The sequence below is a fragment of the Exiguobacterium sp. s56 genome, assembly GCF_018618255.1.
GTDB lineage: Bacteria > Bacillota > Bacilli > Exiguobacteriales > Exiguobacteriaceae > Exiguobacterium > Exiguobacterium chiriqhucha.
The window spans coordinates 130,515-148,067 of the sequence record NZ_JACSLR010000006.1 but is presented as its reverse complement, the minus strand read 5'-3'; the positions used below and the strand labels follow the sequence as shown (position 1 = coordinate 148,067).

The window sequence follows — 17,553 nt, the reverse complement described above, 5'->3', positions numbered from 1 at the left end:
AAAGAAAGGGTCCGGTCACCGAAAATCGGTGACCGGACCCCTCTTTTTGATTGAAATACTTTAGAACTGGCTAGTTATGTCCCAGCCTCTTTTGTCTTCGGTACCGCCACGAACGGTGCCCCTTCAGTTTGGTCCGGATGCGTCACCATCCCGGTCGTGCCCGCCTCATAGGCGGCAACGGCCAAAATACAGGCGTCGATGATATCATCGACTTGCACGTTCGACATCTTCCATTTCCATGGTGAGCTGTTCGAATAACGGCGCAACAACTCGATCCGTTCAAGCTCTCCCGCCTCGGTCTTCTTGCTGAAGGACGCCTCGTTTCCCGTCATGACGGCAAAACACACTTCAGGATGCGACTCGTAGACATCTGCATCCGTGATCGTTTGAAACTCACGGATACGCGGCACCAAGTTCCACGCCTGTTTACTGATCCCTTTTCCGACCAGTTCCCGGCTCTTTGCATTCGCCTCGGCATAGGACGCCTCCATGAGCACGTCTTGAATCGGCGGCGTGAAGATGGACGACTTCCGCTGCTTCAGTTGTGACCGCATCCAGGCATCACACGACCGGTCCGGCGCATCAATCGTCGCCAAGTCTTTCGGCATGTCGACAAAATGGACGGCCCCTTCAATCAATAAATCTTCCAACTTTTCTGAGATGGTCAAACAGAGCGAGATGCTGTCGTACGTGATTCTTACCCAGCTCCCGCGCGCGCCATCAATTCCTACTCCGACCACGTCGTCCCTCCTGCATCAAAAACAATATTCCGAGCACCGCGCATAAGACGGTCACTCCCAACAACCATTGACTCGGCCAAGCCGTGTATCCGAGTCCGGAGACGACGGCTAAGCCAATCAATAACAATCCTGACTTCAACGTTTCCATTCTTCGAGCATCAATGCGAGCGTTCGCACCATGACCCCAGTCGGTCCTTTTGGTCCGAGATCGCTTGCCGCCGAACGTTCACTCGTCCCGGCGATATCGAGGTGGAGCCAAGGCGTGTCGCCGACAAACTCACCGACGAACGCGCCACCAAAGATCATATGCCCATAACGGCCCGGCGAATTGTTCAAATCTGCGACTTCTGATTTCCGGACTTGTTTAATGAAGACGTCGAAGTATGGCATTTGCCAGACGAGTTCATTCGTCTCTCGGCTCGCAGCTTCTAAGGCGCCGTAGAGCGACGCATCGTTCGTCAGGCAACCAGTCACTTCTGTGCCGAGCGCGACGAGCACACCGCCCGTTAGCGTCGCCACATCGATGATGGCTTGCGGTTCATACGTCTTGGCAAAGGTGACAGCGTCGGCGAGGACAAGACGACCTTCCGCGTCGGTATTGAGCACTTCAATCGTCTTCCCGCTCATCGCTGTGATGACATCATCCGGTTTGAACGCGTCCCCCGAAATCATGTTGTCCGTCGATGGGATGACGCCGATGACGTTCACGTTCGGTTTCGTCGTCGCAAGCGTCTCGAATAGGCCGAGCACGGTCGCCGCGCCCCCCATGTCGCCTTTCATACCGACGATGCCGTCTTTCGGCTTGATTGAGTAACCACCCGTATCAAACGTGATTCCTTTTCCGACGACGGCGACGGGCGCTGCATCGCCTGCACCGTGGTATTCGAGGACAATCAATTTCGGCGGGATGGTCGACCCTTGATTGACGGCGAGCAGTGCACCCATCCCGAGCGCCTCCATCTCTTCCTTCTCCAAGATGCGATGGCTAAAGCCATGACGTTCGGCCAATTCGACCGCATAGTCCGCTAGTGTTTCCGACGTCAAAATATTGGCCGGCATCATCGTGAGCGTCCGCGCGACATTGACACCGCGTCCGTAAGCGGCACCCGTCAACGCCTCTTCCTCTACACCAGCACCGAGCAACGTGATCGTCACGTATGACTTCGCCGGCTTCGGTTCAGATTTGTATGTAGGGTGCTCATATGTCGCCATCTCATACGCTTCGGCAAACAGTTTCGCCGTGTTCGGTCCGAACGTATCGAGCGCGACCGCGACGTTTGTGAAGGCGCGTGCTTTAATTTGTCTCGCGACTTTCCCGAACCAATTGCGCACGTTCTCAGGCGTATTCTCGTTGCGTTGTCCAAGACCGACGAATAGGATGCGTTTGACCGTTCCTTCGAACGTCGGGACGATGGACAGTTCCCCTGTTTTCGTCGAGATATCCGATGCTTGGATGAGCGACTTGACGCGCCCATTAAACAACGTATCGAGTCCTTCGTCAATCGTGTCGGCAGCACCGATTCCGACGACGATCGTGTCATATGAACCGTTCCAATCTAAATCCTTCACTTGATACATGTTTGCCACTTCCCTTCTTTATATATGGTTAGCATAACGAACTTCGGCGAAATAATGAAACAGTATGCGTAAGAGTCATGAATTCTTCGAATTCAGGTGTTATCTCCTCGTTGTGACGATGATTTATTTTATGATAGGATAAGAAAGTACGCAATCAGGCATCCCTCACTGTTGAGGCGAGGCCATTTTGTTCGGTCGAGGCTTCCCCTAGTAGTAGACCGTTGCTACTTTAATCTTCCAGGTTTTCGTTAGTTCCTTTTTCATTTCGGGTAAGAACTAACGAGATAACATTGGAAACCACTATTTCTTTGAAGAGAGGGACTACGCTTATGTCACACATTAAAGGTATTGGCGCATCTGCAGGAATCGCAGTTGCGAAAGCATTCGTCATGGAGACACCTTCATTCGACATCCCGACAAACAAAATCGAGGACGTAGCAGCTGAGAAAGCCCGTTTCCAAGCGGCCATCGCTCAGTCAAAAACAGAACTCGAAGAAATCCGTCAAATCACGCTTCGTGAGCTCGGTGAAGACAAGGCTGAGATTTTCTCGGCTCACTTGCTCATTGTCGAAGATCCGGAAATCGTCTCACAAGTGAACGACAAAATTGAAAGCGAACACATGAATGCTGCGAAGGCGCTCGATGAAGTCGCTCAAATGATGGTCATGATCTTTGAATCGATGGATAACGAGTACATGCGTGAGCGCGCAGCAGACGTTCGTGACGTCACGAAACGTGTCATGGCGCACATTCTCGGTGTCACGTTCATGACGCCAGCCTCAATCTCAGAAGAAGTCATCATCATCGCTGAAGATTTGACGCCGTCTGATACAGCTCAGCTCAACCGTAAGTACGTCAAAGGTTTCGCGACAAACATCGGTGGACGTACGTCTCACTCGGCAATCATGTCTCGTTCACTCGAGATCCCTGCCGTCGTCGGTACAAAAGTAGCACTCGAAGAAATCAAAAATGGCGATCTCGTCGTCATTGACGGGACAGAGGGCGACGTGTTCGTCAACCCGTCTGAAGAACTCGTCAACGAATATAACGAAAAACGCGCTGCATTCGAAGCGTATAAAGAAGAGTTGAAACAACTCGTCAACGAAGAGTCGATCACAGCCGACGGCCACAAGGTCAAATTGGCAGCGAACATCGGTACACCGAACGACCTCGAAGGCGTATTGAAAAACGGCGCTGACGCCATCGGTCTTTACCGGACTGAGTTCCTCTACATGGACTCAGAAACATTCCCGACGGAAGAAGAGCAGTATACAGCTTATAAAGCAGTCATCGAAGGTATGGACGGCAAACAAGTCGTCATCCGTACGCTCGATATCGGTGGAGATAAAGAATTGTCTTACCTCGACCTTCCAAAAGAGATGAACCCGTTCCTCGGCTATCGTGCGATTCGCCTTTGCCTCGAAGAGACGGACTTGTTCCGCACACAGCTTCGCGCGCTTCTCCGTGCCTCAGCGCACGGTGACCTCGCCATCATGTTCCCAATGATCGCGACGCTTGAAGAGTTCCGTGCTGCGAAAGCCATCTTGCTTGAAGAAGAAGCGAAGTTGAAGACAGAAGGAATTGCTGTCGGTAACTACGAAACTGGGATGATGGTCGAGATTCCATCGACTGCTGTCATGGCGAAGCAATTTGCGAAAGAAGTCGACTTCTTCTCAGTCGGCACGAACGACTTGATTCAATATACGATGGCAGCGGACCGCATGAACGAGAAAGTCTCATACTTGTACCAACCGTTCAACCCAGCCATCTTGAACCTTCTCCACAATGTCATCACAGAAGCACACAAAGCCGGTAAATGGGTCGGTATGTGTGGTGAGATGGCCGGAGAAGAACTCGCGATTCCAATCCTGCTCGGCCTTGGTCTTGACGAATTCTCGATGTCGGCATCAAGCGTCCTTCGTGCACGTAGCCTCGTGAAGCGCTTGACGAAGTCGGAAACAGAAGCTATCGTCAACGACGTCCTCAACATGGACACAGCTGAAGAAGTTGTAAACTTCCTTAGTGAGAAATTCGACATTAAAAAATAATGTAGTCAGTACCACAAAAAATAAGAGTTGTCTCGACGAGAGACAACTCTTATTTTTTTGCCTTGTTTTCTTATTGGTCGAAGTAAAGAGTCGTTACTCAACTCGATCGACAATTTGGAAGTCGAGTTCTTCTCCGGCAACAAACGTCTCCCCATACGAGACAATGACTCGTTTTCCTTCACCGTTCGTTAAAATGATTGGCGTGACGAGCGATGGGACTTTATCACGAATCAAGTTCAAATCGACATCGAGCAAGACGTCCCCTGCTCTGACCCGGTCACCTTCTTTCACTTTGGCGACGAAGCCCTCCCCTTTCAAGTTTACCGTATCGAGTCCAACGTGGATGAGAATCTCCCGTCCGTCGTCTGAGAGCAACCCAATCGCATGTTTGGTCGGGAAGAATGTCGTGACTGTACCGTCGAAAGGAGAAACTACTTTCCCATCACTCGGTTCAATCGCAAACCCATCCCCCATCATTCGTCCTGAGAACACTTGGTCAGGTACATCATCAAGAGACAAAACTGTTCCTGACATCGGCGCCAAAAATTGTTCGTTCTCGTTGTTAGAGGTCCCTGGGGTAACCACTGGTTTCTCTTTCGCACCACGATACTCACCACCTTCGATGATGGCCGCGATTTGCGATTTGAGCGTATCCGATTTCGGACCGAAGATCGCTTGAATGTTATCTCCGACCTCGAGTACTCCGGCCGCCCCTAAATCTTTCAGCAAGTCTTTATCCACTTGTTTGACATCGTTCACGGTGACGCGCAGTCGTGTGATACAAGCATCGAGGTGCTTAATGTTCTCCGGTCCTCCGAGACCGACAAGCACTTCATGCGGTAAGTCATCTCCGACAGCGCCGCGGGCGCCTTTGCCTTCGGCGACGGTTTCACGTCCCGGCACTTTCAAGTCGAACTTCGTGATCGCAAAACGGAACCCGAAGTAATAGATGACCGCGAAGACGAGACCGACTGGAATGACGAGCCACCAGGCTGTCCGGTTCGGTAACACCCCGAACAAGAGATAGTCGATGAGTCCGCCTGAGAACGTCATCCCGATTTTAACGTTGAGCAAGTGCATGGTCATAAAGGAAAGTCCAGCGAAGACGGCATGAATACCAAAGAGTAAAGGTGCAACGAAGACGAACGAGAATTCGATCGGCTCGGTGATTCCCGTCAAGAATGAAGTGAGGGCTGCTGAGAAGTAAAGTCCTTCGACGTCTTTGCGACGTTCTTTCGGGACGGTATGGAACATGGCGAGACAAGCGGCGGGTAATCCGAACATCATGAATGGGAATTTACCGGTCATATACGTACCCGCTGTAAATTCGACCCCGTCACGAAGTTGGGCGAAGAAAATTCGTTGGTCCCCTTGGACGAGATCTCCCGCTTGGTTCGTATATTCCCCGAACTGGAACCAAAACGGAGAGTACCAGATGTGATGCAGACCGAACGGAATCAAAGAACGTTCAACCAAACCGAAGACGAAGGCAGAAACGGCGACGTTCGCTTCAATGATCGTGCTCGAGAACGTGTTGATGGCCGAACCGATTGGCGGCCAAATGTAGGCGAGCGCAATCCCGATCAGCAAACTGAACGCGGCGGTCGCGATTGGCACGAACCGTTTCCCTGCAAAGAACCCTAAGAAATCCGGCAACTTGATGTTAAAGTACTTGTTGTAGGCGAAGGCGGCAATCAAACCGGCGATGATACCGCCGAATACCCCCATCTGGAGCGTCGGAATCCCGAGTACCGTCGCATAAGCCGGGTCACCCTGGGCAATTTCCGCGGTAATACCGTTCCACGTGCTGATAACCTTGTTCATAATTAAATAACCAACGATAGCTGCTAACCCGGCAACACCGTCCCCGTTGGCTAGCCCGATGGCGACACCGACGGCGAACAGTAGACCTAGATTGGCAAACACGATATCCCCGGCATCGGTCATGACCTGCCAGACGAGGACGAGTGAATCGTTTGCCAAGAAAGGTAAGAGCGAAACGAGATCAGGGTTTTGGAACGCCGTACCAAATGCGAGTAATAGACCGGCTGCCGGTAGAATCGCAACCGGAAGCATGAGTGCCTTCCCGATTCGCTGCAAAACACCAAACACTTTCTTCCACACCATGGTTCCCTCCTTTTGTCAGAATACTTACTTTTCCCCATCTGCCAGTAGGCTGAAACCGTTTCACCCATACAAAAAAAGCCAACCCATAATGGATTGGCTTATAGCTTCAATTAGTTAGCTTTCTTTTCGTTACCTGAAGCGATGACCGCTTGCATTTCTGATTTCAACGCATCCGAACGTGGTCCGAAGATGGCTTGAATGTTGTTACCGACTTCAAGGACACCAGCTGCCCCAAGGCGTTTCAACTCTTCTTTGTTGACTTGGCTCTTATCTTTTACTTCGACGCGGAGACGTGTGATACATGCGTCAAGGTGTTTGATGTTTTGTGAACCACCGAAACCAACGAGGATATCTTGTGCAAGTTCCGAACCTGTAGCAGTTGATTGCTCAACGACTTCATCTTCACGGCCCGGTGTTTTAAGGTTGAACTTACGGATAACGAAGCGGAATCCGAAGTAGTAAACGACTGCGAACACGAGACCGACTGGAATGACGAGCCACCAGTCTGTACGGTTAGGAAGTACACCGAAGAGAAGGTAGTCGATCAAACCGCCCGAGAACGTCATCCCGATTTTGACGTTCAAGATGTGCATGACCATGAATGAAAGGCCAGCGAAGACTGCGTGTACTGCGAACAAGAGTGGAGCAACGAACAAGAATGAGAACTCGATCGGCTCAGTGATACCAGTCAAGAACGATGTAAGTGCTGCCGAAGCCAAGAGACCACCGACGACTGCTTTACGTTCAGGACGTGCTTCGTGGTACATTGCGAGTGCTGCTGCTGGAAGACCGAACATCATGAACGGGTACTTACCAGTCATGAACGTACCGGCTGTGAGCTCAGCGCCATCACGAATTTGTGCGAAGAAGATAGCTTGGTCACCACGAACGATGTTACCCGCTGCATCCGTGTACGAGCCGAACTCGAACCAGAATGGTGAGTAGAAGATGTGGTGAAGACCGAATGGAATCAATGAACGTTCGATCAAACCGAAGATGAATGCCGCGAACGTGCGGTTTTCAGTCAACATGAAGTTTGAGAACGTGTTCAAGCCGTGCTGAACTGGTGGCCAGATGAGAAGCATGACGAAACCAGCGACAACTGCCAATACTGCAGTAACGATTGGGACGAAACGCTTACCAGCGAAGAAGCCAAGGAATTGTGGCAACTCGATGTTGAAGTACTTATTATATGCCCAGGCGGCGATCAGACCGACGATGATCCCTCCGAATACCCCAGTTTGGAGCGTTGGAATCCCGAGTACTGATGCGTAAGCCGGATCACCTTGTGCGATGATTTCAGGTGTGAGTTCGAGCCAAACACCCATAACTTTGTTCATGATGAGGAATCCGACGATGGCTGCGAGTCCGGCAACGCCGTCCCCTGCTAAACCGATCGCGACACCGACTGCGAATAAGAGTGCTAAGTTCGAGAAGATAATGCCACCCGCTTGCTCCATGAGCTGAGCGAATTTCACAACGCCTTCGTTCGTTAACCAACCAGCGCGTGATGTAAGGGCCGGGTTTTGCATCGCGTTACCGAATGCAAGAAGAAGACCGGCTGCCGGCAAAATCGCAACAGGAAGCATAAGTGCTTTACCGACTTTTTGAAGAACACCAAAGATCTGCTTAAACATGATAAATCCTCCTTTTTGTGATTGTTTCGTGCGGAAAGACGACTGTAGATGTCAGACAACCGACGTATCTAAACGTTTTCATAATAAACGTTTATAAAAACAGAAACAGGCATGAATAAGGTATAGAACGTAGACCTCTCCTAATAGAGAAATCGGTGCGTTCCACTCCTTACTCATGCCTGATCGAATCAGTAACACGTAAGATACGTGGTATCAGTTATCTACTTGTTAGGCGCTGGAGATGCATCGTCAAATATGTCGCTTCACCTCGCGGGACCGGACGCTTTAATTCGCGTTCCATGATGCCCATCAGCTCCCAAGCAGTACTATAGCATAGCGGATATTCTTCGCGCAATACCTTTTCAATTTTTTGTGGGGCCTCCACCATCTCACCCGTCGCAACCCGCTCAACGGCGTACCTTAAGTGCCGAAGTAAGCGCTTATAATCGAGTGAACTCCGGTCCATTTTGACGTTCAAACGACTCTCAATCGTCTGAACGATCTGCCCGATAATTTGGTTGTGTCGATTGACCTCGAGGACGTTTTTGAACGTCGTCGCCGAATGGATGTGGAGCGCGATGAAACCGATCTCCGCGTCCGGCAATAACACGTCAAGCCGCTCGTGAATCATATCGACGATACGTTCGGCGAGCGCGTACTCGTTCGGATAGAGCGATTCGGTCTCAAGCAAGAACGGATTCGTGACTTCCATCCCTTGTTCAATCCGCTTCATCGTGAAGAACAAGTGGTCGGTCAAACCGATATGAATATGTTGGTCGACTTTTTTACCGGTGTTGTTCTCGATAAAGCCGACGATTTCTTGCATGAAAGCAATAAAGTCCTCGTCGACGTGTTTGACGAGTTCACGATATTGCGATTGCTCTTCTTTGTCCGTCAGTTGATACACTTTCTCCGGGACACTGGCCGGGTCGACGAGATCGCCCGCTTTCTTGCCGAAGCCAATCCCTTTCCCGAGTAGAATGACTTCCGGTTCCGGATCATGTTGGCAAATGACAACGCTATTATTCAACACTTTCTTGATCGTATACATCGGTAATGTCATTCGTATCGCATCCCTTACTCACTATAATCGTTTCGTACTAAGTATATCGGTTCATCCCCTAAAAAAGTAGGCGGAAAACAAAAAAGACGAACATTTCTGTCGTCTTTAAAACATTGAATAACCACTCTTGCGCAAGTAGCGAATCGTGATTCCAGCCAAAATCGCACCGAGCAACCCGAAACCGAGCATGAACACATCCAGAAATTGAAGGCCGAGCACGCGTTCGTAAACGTTGGCGAGCGCAGTCGATGTCTCAGTGATGTAACTCGAGAGCTTGACGTTATCAATCATCATAATGACGAAAATCGGATAGATGAACACGAGCGTCCATGTTTTTTTAAGCAGCATGTTCAAAATGAAGCCGATGCTGAAGAAGATGACCAAATAAAGAATCGCCCCAATGACAGCCTGGATAATATGCATGCGATTGCCCCCTTTTCCCGTTGTCTATTATACCGAATCGTTTGCGCTTAGGTCAAAGGTGAACCGTACGCCACCGACAATAAAAAAGTGACCCGCTCCTATGAGCGGGCCACTCAGATATATGGCTTAGAATTTACCTTTTTTAAGGACGAGACCGTACTTCTTCAATTCGAGGAAGTGTTTGTTGTCGATCACTTTCTTCATGAATGAAGCGTTACGACCGAAGATCTTTTTGCCCATGACGATGCCGATGCCATCGTTATGGCCAAGTGATGCGACTGTCCCTTTGCTCTCATACGTGAATTTCGAAGTTGATTTCCCGTTGATGAGGGCAGCGATGTTTTTCGCCACGTTGTGCGCTTGTTGAGTCGCGATTTGGGCAGTCGGTGGGTATGGACGGTTTGAGACCGGATCCATGACAGCCGAGCAGTCACCGATGATGAAGACGTTGTCGTGACCAGGGGCACGGTTGTCCGCCTCGACCATGACACGGTTCCGAACCGCTTCAAAGCCAGACTTCTCAACGATCGGGCTACCGCTGACGCCACCTGTCCAGAGAATCGTGTTCGCTTCAATCGTCTCTGTCGTGTCGCCTTGGAGTGGACCGAACGTGACAACACCAGGCTCAACGCCTTTGATGCCGTTGCCGAGTTTCATCTCGACGCCGTTGCGCTCGAGCCATTTCTGCGCGTACGTCGTGAGTTCTGGGTCGAAACCAGGAAGTACAGTCGGAGCGGCTTCGATGTTCACGATGCGAACCGCTTCACGTGGCACGTCATACTGTTTGCAAAGCTCAGGCACACGGTTGACGAGCTCACCGAGGAACTCGATTCCTGTGAATCCTGCGCCACCGACAACGATCGTCACGTACGAGCGGTCAGCTGAACCGTTCGTTTTATATTGAGCGAACGAGTACTCGATATGTTCTTTGATTTTACGGACGCTGTTCAATGAACTGATTGTCATCGCGTTCTCTTTAAGGCCAGGGATACCGAATGTTTCAGGTACGCCGCCGAGTGCGAACACGACATAATCATATTCAACGGCTGAACCGTCTACGAGCAAGACTTGTTTTGCCGTAGTATCGACGCGATCGACGACCCCTTTGACAAATTTCACACGTGACGGGTTCACGACGTCGTTGATGTAGATGCGAGCTTGATCCGGTTTCATCGTTCCGGCCGCTGGCTCATGAAGCCACGTCGTCTGGTAATGGTAATCATGCTTGTTGATGAGCGTGATGTTCGCGTCGCCAGCTGAGAGCGTCTTCTGGAGGTTCACCGCTGTGATGAGTCCACCGAAACCTGCGCCAAGAATAACAATGTTAGGTCGTTTCATGTTCATTTCCACCTTGTTTTGATAGTTTTGTTTTCTTGAACAATCATGTTGTGTGTTTTTTCACATGAATGTTCACAATAAAGCCTAAACCTTGTTCAACCAATGTTCACAATTGCTTCTCGTTCATTGTACGCTGTTTATTTCGTTTTCTCAATGGAAAAGCTTATCTTCTTGAATTTTTTTTGAATGTATAGGATGTTTGTACAGAATGGATTTAATTCACGATTGTCACTATAATGGATGTATACGTTTTGAGGAGGAATTCGATGAAATCGACGAAAGATGTGATCATCATCGGTGGCGGCCCGGTCGGACTGTTCACCGCATTTTATGCAGGTATGCGCCAACTCGATACGGCGTTGATTGAAAGTTTGCCGCAGCTCGGCGGACAATTATCGACACTGTATCCAGAAAAATATATTTACGACATCGCCGGCTTCCCGAAAGTGAAAGCCCAAGATTTGATTGACCAATTAAAAGCCCAAGCCGATCAGTTCGAGCAGGACTATCGCCTCGGGGAGACGGTCGAGACGGTCGAACGTCTTGAAGACGGCACGTTCCAGATCACGACGAACAAGGATGAGTACCATACGAAAGCCATCATCATCACGGCCGGGAACGGGGCATTCGCCGCACGACCGCTCGGCATCGATGGTTGCGAAGATTATGCCAACCTTCATTACTTCGTCGACAACATGGAGAAGTTCCGCGACCGCCGCGTCATGATCGCTGGCGGCGGCGACTCTGCCGTCGACTGGGCGCTCATGCTTGAAGGCATCGCCAAGGAAGTCCATATCGTTCACCGCCGTGACCGTTTCCGTGCCCACGAGCATACGGTCGAGCAAATGAAGGCCTCGACGATCAACGTCTGGACGCCATATAACATCGAATCACTTTCAGGTGAGACGCACATCGAGTCGGTCGAATTGACAGACAAGGACGGCGAATCGAAATTCGTCGAGATCGATGACCTCATCTGTAACTACGGTTTCGTCTCATCGCTCGGCCCAATCAAAAACTGGGGCATGGAGTTCGAGAAGAACACGATCCGCGTCGACTCGCGGATGGAGACGACGGTCGCCGGCATCTTCGCGTGTGGTGACATCGCCACGTACGAAGGAAAAGTAAAATTGATTGCGACAGGCTTCGGAGAAGCTCCGATTGCCATCAACCAAGTGAAGCAGCTCGTCGACCCGACAGCGCGTCACCCGCAACATTCGACTTCGGTATTTGCCGGGAAATAACGATGTGGCCCTCATCGCGATGATGAGGGCCATTTTTCATTTGCGGATTGTTTGTACAATGACCCGGTCGAGCCAGTCGTCGAGTTGGGTGAAGACGAACCCGGCCTTTTTCGCCTCGGCAATCGACATATAATAGTCGACGTCCGTATCGTACGGCGACGACTCGCCATCTTTGATAATCTGGACCGGTTTATTTAAGTGATGGCCGATCCGTTCCATGAGTGCCCCGAGCGAGATGACCCCTTCACTCGCCGCGTTGAACGGTCCGGTCACGTTCGCCCGACCGACCCATTCTAGAAAGGCGGCCGCCTCAAAGCTTGAGATGAACCCCATCTTCGCTTCCGGGTGATGCAGTACGATCGGCTCTTCCCGTCGGACGGCGTCGATATAAAACTTGAGACGGTCTGTATAGTCGTCGGGTCCGAGCACGATTGGCAAGCGGACCGTCGCGACCGGGAACGAGGCGCGATGGAAGAAATAAGATTCAGCCTCTCGCTTCCCTTGCCCGTAATCATGTTCGGATTCGAGATGATAGTCATGATGGAGCGGATTGAAATCACTTTCTTTCAACTCGGCGCCTGGCGCATAAACCGACATCGTCGACGTGAGCACATATTTACCGACTTGGTCCATGAAAGCGTCCGAGGCGATCTTTGCCTGGTACGGGTTAAAGCAAATATTGTCATAGACGACATCATAATGGTCGCGTGACAAATCTTTCATCGTCGCCACCGACTGTCGGTCCCCTCTGATCGACCGGATGCCCTCCGCCTCGGGTACTTGCAGTTGTCCACGCGTCACAATCGTCACATCGTCACCGGCCTCCGCCAACCGAAGCGCCAACCGCTTTCCAAAATAGCGTGAGCCACCGAAAATCAATACTTTTCTCATCGTCCCTGCCCCTCCTACATGAAATGACATCTCTTTTCATTTTCCCTTGCATCCTCTCGACTAATCTTCCACATCCTTGAATATTTTTGTTATTCTTATATATATAGAGAAGAAAGAGGCGAGACGCATGCATCAGATCACATTAGAAAAAGGATGGTCGTGTGAATTACCGACACAATATGCCATTTACCAAAGCTTATCGGACTTCAGCCGTTACTCGGTCCTTGACCAAGAGGAAGAGAGCGTCTGTTCGTTCCGCATCACGAACGACACGTGTAAAATCACAGCGTTTCGTCCTTGGCAACATCAAATCGAGTTAGACGCGGCTTCGAAACTCATTCGATTAATTCTGATTGAAGAGACAGACTGAATACAAAAAAGGCCAATCATGAGACATGATTGGCCTTTCGTTTAGCAATCCCCAGGTGTCCCGGCGTTCGATGCCGTCCGGAAACTCGAGCCGCAACCGCACGTGGCGATGGCGTTCGGATTTTTAATCGTGAAGCCGCCTCCGAGCATCGACTGCTTATAGTCAATCTCGAGACCGTCGACGACCCCGTGATCGGCTTCCGCGACGATGACACGGACACCATAGTGGTCAAACTGAACGTCCTTGTCTGTCTTATCCTCATCAAACCCCATCCCATAAGACAGGCCGGTACACCCGCCCCCTTGCACTTTGATCCGCAAGTACTGGTCGTCGGGGCGTTCGGTCTGTTTCATCATATCGATGACTTGTAATGCGGCTGATTCTGTCAAATGAATCATCTGAACTCCTCCTTCGTTATCTTAACTTCAAGTCAACTGACTTGAGATTTTGTGAAATATCTTGTATAACTAAACTGTAACAAAAAAAATTAAATCGTTCCATCTTCGGGGCAGGGTGAAATTCCCGACCGGCGGTATTGAAGACAAGTTCTTCTCAGCCCGTGAGCGAGCAAGGCGTTGCTTGCTGATTTCGTGAGATTCGAAAGCCGACAGTAAAGTCTGGATGGGAGAAGATGGCGGCATCCGACCGATATCCGGATGTTTTCTTCGGCGTGGTCTAAACACCGATGAGAACATCTATTTCGTATGCGCGTAAACTCTCCCGATTGTTTGATACAATCGGGTTTTTCTATGCGACGGGTGCCATTCATCAAGGAGCGACAAAAGGAGAGATTTTGATGAAAACAACGCGCAACAAACGATTGACAACACTGGTGACGCTATCGATGCTCGGGGCCATTTCTTTTGTCCTCATGCTCTTTAACTTCCCGCTGCCTTTCCTACCACCGTTCCTAAAAGTGGATTTCAGTGACATTCCCGCGCTCGTCGCCGGGATCGTGTTCTCCCCACTCGCAGGCGTCGTGGTCGTCGCTCTAAAAAACGTCCTCTACTATGTCTTCAACGGTGGCGGCGTTCCGGTCGGCGAAGTCGCGAACTTCTTTGCAGGCGTCGCCTTCATGTATCCGGTCGCATGGTTCTACCATAAACGTAAAACGAATAAAGCGCTCGCTTCAGGCCTCGTGGCCGGTACGATCACGATGGCACTCAGCTTGGCAATCTTGAACTATTTGCTCATCTTACCAGCCTACGCGTTCTTCTTCGGCATGACCGAGATGGCGCAACCGGCAGTCAAAACGGACCTCGTCCTATACGGTATCTTGCCGTTCAACTTCATTAAGGCCTTGTTGATCAGCGCCTTGTTCGTCCCACTCTTCCTCAAATTGAAGCCGTGGATCGAACGCCAGCGCATGCAACTTCAAGCGTAACTGACAAGCACCTAGACCGGGGTCTAGGTGCTTTTTGTATAGGTACGCTATGCTAATGAGAGAATAGGAGGAGATGGATTGAACACGACTGAAGATGTGACCCATTTTTTAGAGACTGATGTGGAACTGATGCGTCTGTTGACAATCGTCGCTTCGCTCGGTTTACCCGATTGGTGGATTTGTGCCGGATACGTGCGGGCAAAAATATGGGATGACGCGCACGGCTACGAAGTACCGACGCCGATCGAGGACGTCGATGTCATCTACTTTGACCGATCTCACATCGACGAGGCGATTGAAAAACAGTATGAGGCACAACTGCACGACCTGTTACCGAACGTCCCTTGGTCGGTCAAAAACCAGGCCCGCATGCATCTGGTCAATCAATTGCCACCGTATCAATCTGCGGTCGATGCCTTGGCCCATTTCCCTGAGACGGTCACGGCCATCGGTGTCAGTCTTGGTGCGGGCGGACGCTTGAAGCTGGCCGCCCCTTACGGTATCGACGACATAGTCGAACTAAAGTTACGACCGACCCCGGCCTTTGCGAACGACGCTTCACACCATCATATTTATCGAGCCCGGATCAATAAAAAGAATTGGCAAGCCACTTGGCCGAGACTCCAAGAAGTGGATATACCTCGTCAGGAACGATAAAACCCCACCGTTTCCTGGTCAATCCCTTCTATCGGTCCTAGTCACATATGACAAACCTGACAGAAGAATGCACCTAAGTAACTTAGCTTTGTTACTTTTGTGCGGATAATTTTACTCTATGTAATACTCGAACGTGAATCGGTGTTACTAATTCAATTAATGCCACCTCTACAATTTTTCCAGCTATAGGTTTTACAATATCAGTACAATATTCAAAAGCATCTTTCATCTTTTCTTTAGACAATCTGTTTGCCAGTGTACAGTGCGGAATCCATGAGTCCGGCAAATATAAGGACTCAGCGTTATCATTAAACTCCCCAAATATACAATAATGCTCTAAGTGGAGGCTCCTCAATCCGGATGAGATTGTAGGTGAAAGAAAAAGTGCACTCGATTGAATGAACGTACCCAACGTACTAAATGTTAGATTTATAATCTCCTTCGATTGATAGTAGCTGTCCATCAGTTCGATATACGCCTCAACATTCAAACTACTGTAACTAGCTAATGTTATATGAGGTTGTCGATTCGAGACTTCATATGCATAAGAAGTAATTCCTTCTTGTTTCAAGCCTTCCCATACCTCTTGAATTCGTTTCTCCGTTTGTTCATCAAAAAGCGCTATCATTCCATACATATGTCATTCCTCCCCAAAAAAGAGTGACCACCGAAGTGATCACTCTGAGTATATCGTATTTGATTAGAGAAGCAGACCAGCAAGCGTGGCTGACATCAAGTTAGCAAGCGTACCTGCGAGAATCGCGAGGACACCCATGCGCGCGATATCGTTCCGACGGTTCGGTGCCATTCCACCAAGACCACCGAGAAGGATAGCGAGTGACGAGATGTTAGCGAATCCACAGAGTGCGAACGCGATCATAGCTTCCGTACGTGCCGAGAGGTCACCAGAACCGATGATTGGTGCGAATTCAGAGAAAGCGACGAATTCGTTCAACACGAGTTTTTGTCCGAGGAAGCTACCGAATTGAACAGCATCTGCCCATGGCACACCGATCACGAATGCGAGCGGTGCGAACACATAACCAAGAATCAATTGAAGCGTGAGACCGTCGAAACCGAACAAGCCACCGATTCCACCGAGAATCAAGTTAACGAGCGCGATCAATGAAACGAAGGCGAGAAGCATCGCACCGACGTTCAATGCAAGGAAGAGACCGTCAGAGGCACCGCGAGCGGCTGCATCGACGAAGTTCGCTGCCTTGTTCTCTTCATCTTCAGCGATTTCGATATCGTCATCCGGTACGTCTGTTTCCGGGACGATGATTTTCGCGAACATGAGACCAGCAGGAGCAGCCATGAAGCTCGCTGCGAGCAAGTACTCGAGCGGTACACCAAGAGCAGCGTATCCAGCAAGAACTGAACCGGCAACCGAGGCGAGACCACCGACCATGACAGCGAAGAGTTCCGATTGCGTCATCGTTGGAAGGTAAGGTTTGATGACGAGCGGTGCTTCCGTCTGACCGACGAAGATGTTCGCTGTCGCTGAGAGCGATTCTTTACGTGATGTGCCAAGTGCTTTGGCGAGAGCCGTACCGAGGATACGGATCACCCACTGCATGACACCTACATAGTAGAGAAGTGCGATGAGTGACGACATGAAGACGATAATCGTCAACACTTGGAACGCGAAGACGAAGTTGTCTCCGCCGACAGCTGTACCGAAGACGAAACTAATCCCGGCGTTCGCCGTGTTCAAGACGTTCTGGACGCCTCCTGAGATCCATTCTAACGCGTTACGTCCTACTGTAGTGAAGAGGACGAGGAAGGCGAACGTAAACTGTACCGCGAAAGCGGCAAGCACGGTGCGCCATTTGATGGCTTTACGGTTGGTCGAGAAGATGTAAGCGATTCCAATTAGTGCCAAAATACCAACCACGCTCATGATATTCATTGGTGTTGTGCTCCTTTCATATTGGGGAAACCTGATAATATGATATACCCGAATCGAGATGTGTCCTACCGTTTGAAACGCTTTCTTTTTCTGTTGTTAAACGTCAGACAACCTACATTCGAACCTCTTTGAATATAACAG

Annotated in this window: 15 protein-coding genes, 1 pseudogene and 1 riboswitch; of the genes and pseudogenes, 5 read left to right on the top strand and 11 right to left on the bottom strand. The window is 50.2% G+C overall.

Features of this window, described 5'->3' with window-relative positions; translation table 11 throughout:
- Positions 1-74 precede the first annotated feature (74 nt).
- Positions 75-740: a DUF429 domain-containing protein gene (locus tag KNP71_RS08090; protein WP_214830432.1), complete on the bottom strand. Its 666-nt coding sequence runs from the start codon at positions 738-740 to the stop codon at positions 75-77.
- A gap of 135 nt (positions 741-875) precedes the next feature.
- On the bottom strand, positions 876-2,318 hold the full coding sequence (locus tag KNP71_RS08085; RefSeq protein WP_029595126.1) for a leucyl aminopeptidase: 1,443 nt from the start codon (positions 2,316-2,318) through the stop codon (positions 876-878).
- A gap of 329 nt (positions 2,319-2,647) precedes the next feature.
- Between KNP71_RS08085 and ptsP the strand changes: the two genes are divergently transcribed.
- Positions 2,648-4,366 (top strand): phosphoenolpyruvate--protein phosphotransferase, encoded by a 1,719-nt coding sequence (gene ptsP, locus KNP71_RS08080; protein WP_021065530.1) that lies wholly within the window; start codon positions 2,648-2,650, stop codon positions 4,364-4,366.
- A gap of 93 nt (positions 4,367-4,459) precedes the next feature.
- On the opposite strand, the gene ptsG (KNP71_RS08075) is transcribed toward ptsP, so the two are convergent.
- From ptsG (KNP71_RS08075) to KNP71_RS08055, 5 genes and pseudogenes are all read right to left on the bottom strand, one after another.
- Positions 4,460-6,490, bottom strand: a complete 2,031-nt coding sequence (gene ptsG / locus KNP71_RS08075) for a glucose-specific PTS transporter subunit IIBC (RefSeq protein WP_035385653.1) — start codon at positions 6,488-6,490, stop codon at positions 4,460-4,462.
- A gap of 140 nt (positions 6,491-6,630) precedes the next feature.
- Positions 6,631-8,130 (bottom strand): annotated as a pseudogene (gene ptsG / locus KNP71_RS08070) (glucose-specific PTS transporter subunit IIBC); the annotation flags it as partial.
- Between the two features lie 217 nt (positions 8,131-8,347).
- Positions 8,348-9,193 (bottom strand): glucose PTS transporter transcription antiterminator GlcT, encoded by an 846-nt coding sequence (gene glcT, locus KNP71_RS08065; RefSeq protein ID WP_021065527.1) that lies wholly within the window; start codon positions 9,191-9,193, stop codon positions 8,348-8,350.
- Between the two features lie 105 nt (positions 9,194-9,298).
- Positions 9,299-9,616 carry a YuiB family protein gene (locus KNP71_RS08060; protein WP_029595123.1) on the bottom strand — a complete coding sequence of 106 codons (318 nt, stop codon included), beginning with the start codon at positions 9,614-9,616 and terminating at the stop codon, positions 9,299-9,301.
- 126 nt (positions 9,617-9,742) lie between these two features.
- On the bottom strand, positions 9,743-10,954 hold the full coding sequence (locus KNP71_RS08055; protein WP_131472403.1) for an NAD(P)/FAD-dependent oxidoreductase: 1,212 nt from the start codon (positions 10,952-10,954) through the stop codon (positions 9,743-9,745).
- A gap of 266 nt (positions 10,955-11,220) precedes the next feature.
- Between KNP71_RS08055 and KNP71_RS08050 the strand changes: the two genes are divergently transcribed.
- On the top strand, positions 11,221-12,198 hold the full coding sequence (locus KNP71_RS08050; RefSeq protein WP_029595122.1) for an NAD(P)/FAD-dependent oxidoreductase: 978 nt from the start codon (positions 11,221-11,223) through the stop codon (positions 12,196-12,198).
- A 36-nt stretch (positions 12,199-12,234) separates the two neighbouring features.
- On the opposite strand, the gene KNP71_RS08045 is transcribed toward KNP71_RS08050, so the two are convergent.
- Positions 12,235-13,089: a Rossmann-fold NAD(P)-binding domain-containing protein gene (locus tag KNP71_RS08045; protein ID WP_131472401.1), complete on the bottom strand. Its 855-nt coding sequence runs from the start codon at positions 13,087-13,089 to the stop codon at positions 12,235-12,237.
- 127 nt (positions 13,090-13,216) lie between these two features.
- Here KNP71_RS08045 and KNP71_RS08040 point away from each other — a divergent pair, with 127 nt between their 5' ends.
- On the top strand, positions 13,217-13,459 hold the full coding sequence (locus KNP71_RS08040; protein WP_029595120.1) for a hypothetical protein: 243 nt from the start codon (positions 13,217-13,219) through the stop codon (positions 13,457-13,459).
- Positions 13,460-13,500: 41 nt separating this feature from the next.
- Here the strand turns inward: KNP71_RS08040 and KNP71_RS08035 are convergent, their stop codons facing one another.
- Positions 13,501-13,857: a HesB/IscA family protein gene (locus tag KNP71_RS08035; RefSeq protein ID WP_029595119.1), complete on the bottom strand. Its 357-nt coding sequence runs from the start codon at positions 13,855-13,857 to the stop codon at positions 13,501-13,503.
- Between the two features lie 97 nt (positions 13,858-13,954).
- A riboswitch (FMN riboswitch) is annotated at positions 13,955-14,096 on the top strand.
- Positions 14,097-14,255: 159 nt separating this feature from the next.
- Here KNP71_RS08035 and KNP71_RS08030 point away from each other — a divergent pair.
- Both KNP71_RS08030 and KNP71_RS08025 read left to right on the top strand, forming a co-directional pair.
- The gene (locus tag KNP71_RS08030) at positions 14,256-14,843 is read left to right on the top strand and encodes an ECF transporter S component (RefSeq protein WP_029595118.1); all 588 of its coding nucleotides are present in this window, start codon (positions 14,256-14,258) and stop codon (positions 14,841-14,843) included.
- A gap of 129 nt (positions 14,844-14,972) precedes the next feature.
- The gene (locus KNP71_RS08025) at positions 14,973-15,500 is read left to right on the top strand and encodes a nucleotidyltransferase family protein (RefSeq protein ID WP_051627782.1); all 528 of its coding nucleotides are present in this window, start codon (positions 14,973-14,975) and stop codon (positions 15,498-15,500) included.
- A 91-nt stretch (positions 15,501-15,591) separates the two neighbouring features.
- Here KNP71_RS08025 and KNP71_RS08020 read toward each other — a convergent pair whose 3' ends face one another.
- Both KNP71_RS08020 and KNP71_RS08015 read right to left on the bottom strand, forming a co-directional pair.
- On the bottom strand, positions 15,592-16,137 hold the full coding sequence (locus tag KNP71_RS08020; RefSeq protein WP_029595116.1) for a 2'-5' RNA ligase family protein: 546 nt from the start codon (positions 16,135-16,137) through the stop codon (positions 15,592-15,594).
- A gap of 63 nt (positions 16,138-16,200) precedes the next feature.
- Positions 16,201-17,412, bottom strand: a complete 1,212-nt coding sequence (locus tag KNP71_RS08015) for a NupC/NupG family nucleoside CNT transporter (protein WP_029595115.1) — start codon at positions 17,410-17,412, stop codon at positions 16,201-16,203.
- Positions 17,413-17,553 lie beyond the last annotated feature (141 nt).

Excerpts from the sequence above, each read along its gene's own strand:
- KNP71_RS08085 (WP_029595126.1), bottom strand. The coding sequence starts at position 2,318 with ATGTATCAAGTGAAGGATTTAGATTGGAACGGTTCATATGACACGATC.
- ptsP (WP_021065530.1), top strand. The coding sequence starts at position 2,648 with ATGTCACACATTAAAGGTATTGGCGCATCTGCAGGAATCGCAGTTGCG.
- glcT (WP_021065527.1), bottom strand. The coding sequence starts at position 9,193 with ATGACATTACCGATGTATACGATCAAGAAAGTGTTGAATAATAGCGTT.
- KNP71_RS08060 (WP_029595123.1), bottom strand. The coding sequence starts at position 9,616 with ATGCATATTATCCAGGCTGTCATTGGGGCGATTCTTTATTTGGTCATC.
- KNP71_RS08055 (WP_131472403.1), bottom strand. The coding sequence starts at position 10,954 with ATGAAACGACCTAACATTGTTATTCTTGGCGCAGGTTTCGGTGGACTC.
- KNP71_RS08050 (WP_029595122.1), top strand. The coding sequence starts at position 11,221 with ATGAAATCGACGAAAGATGTGATCATCATCGGTGGCGGCCCGGTCGGA.
- KNP71_RS08045 (WP_131472401.1), bottom strand. The coding sequence starts at position 13,089 with ATGAGAAAAGTATTGATTTTCGGTGGCTCACGCTATTTTGGAAAGCGG.
- KNP71_RS08040 (WP_029595120.1), top strand. The coding sequence starts at position 13,217 with ATGCATCAGATCACATTAGAAAAAGGATGGTCGTGTGAATTACCGACA.
- KNP71_RS08035 (WP_029595119.1), bottom strand. The coding sequence starts at position 13,857 with ATGATTCATTTGACAGAATCAGCCGCATTACAAGTCATCGATATGATG.
- KNP71_RS08030 (WP_029595118.1), top strand. The coding sequence starts at position 14,256 with ATGAAAACAACGCGCAACAAACGATTGACAACACTGGTGACGCTATCG.
- KNP71_RS08025 (WP_051627782.1), top strand. The coding sequence starts at position 14,973 with ATGCGTCTGTTGACAATCGTCGCTTCGCTCGGTTTACCCGATTGGTGG.
- KNP71_RS08020 (WP_029595116.1), bottom strand. The coding sequence starts at position 16,137 with ATGTATGGAATGATAGCGCTTTTTGATGAACAAACGGAGAAACGAATT.
- KNP71_RS08015 (WP_029595115.1), bottom strand. The coding sequence starts at position 17,412 with ATGAATATCATGAGCGTGGTTGGTATTTTGGCACTAATTGGAATCGCT.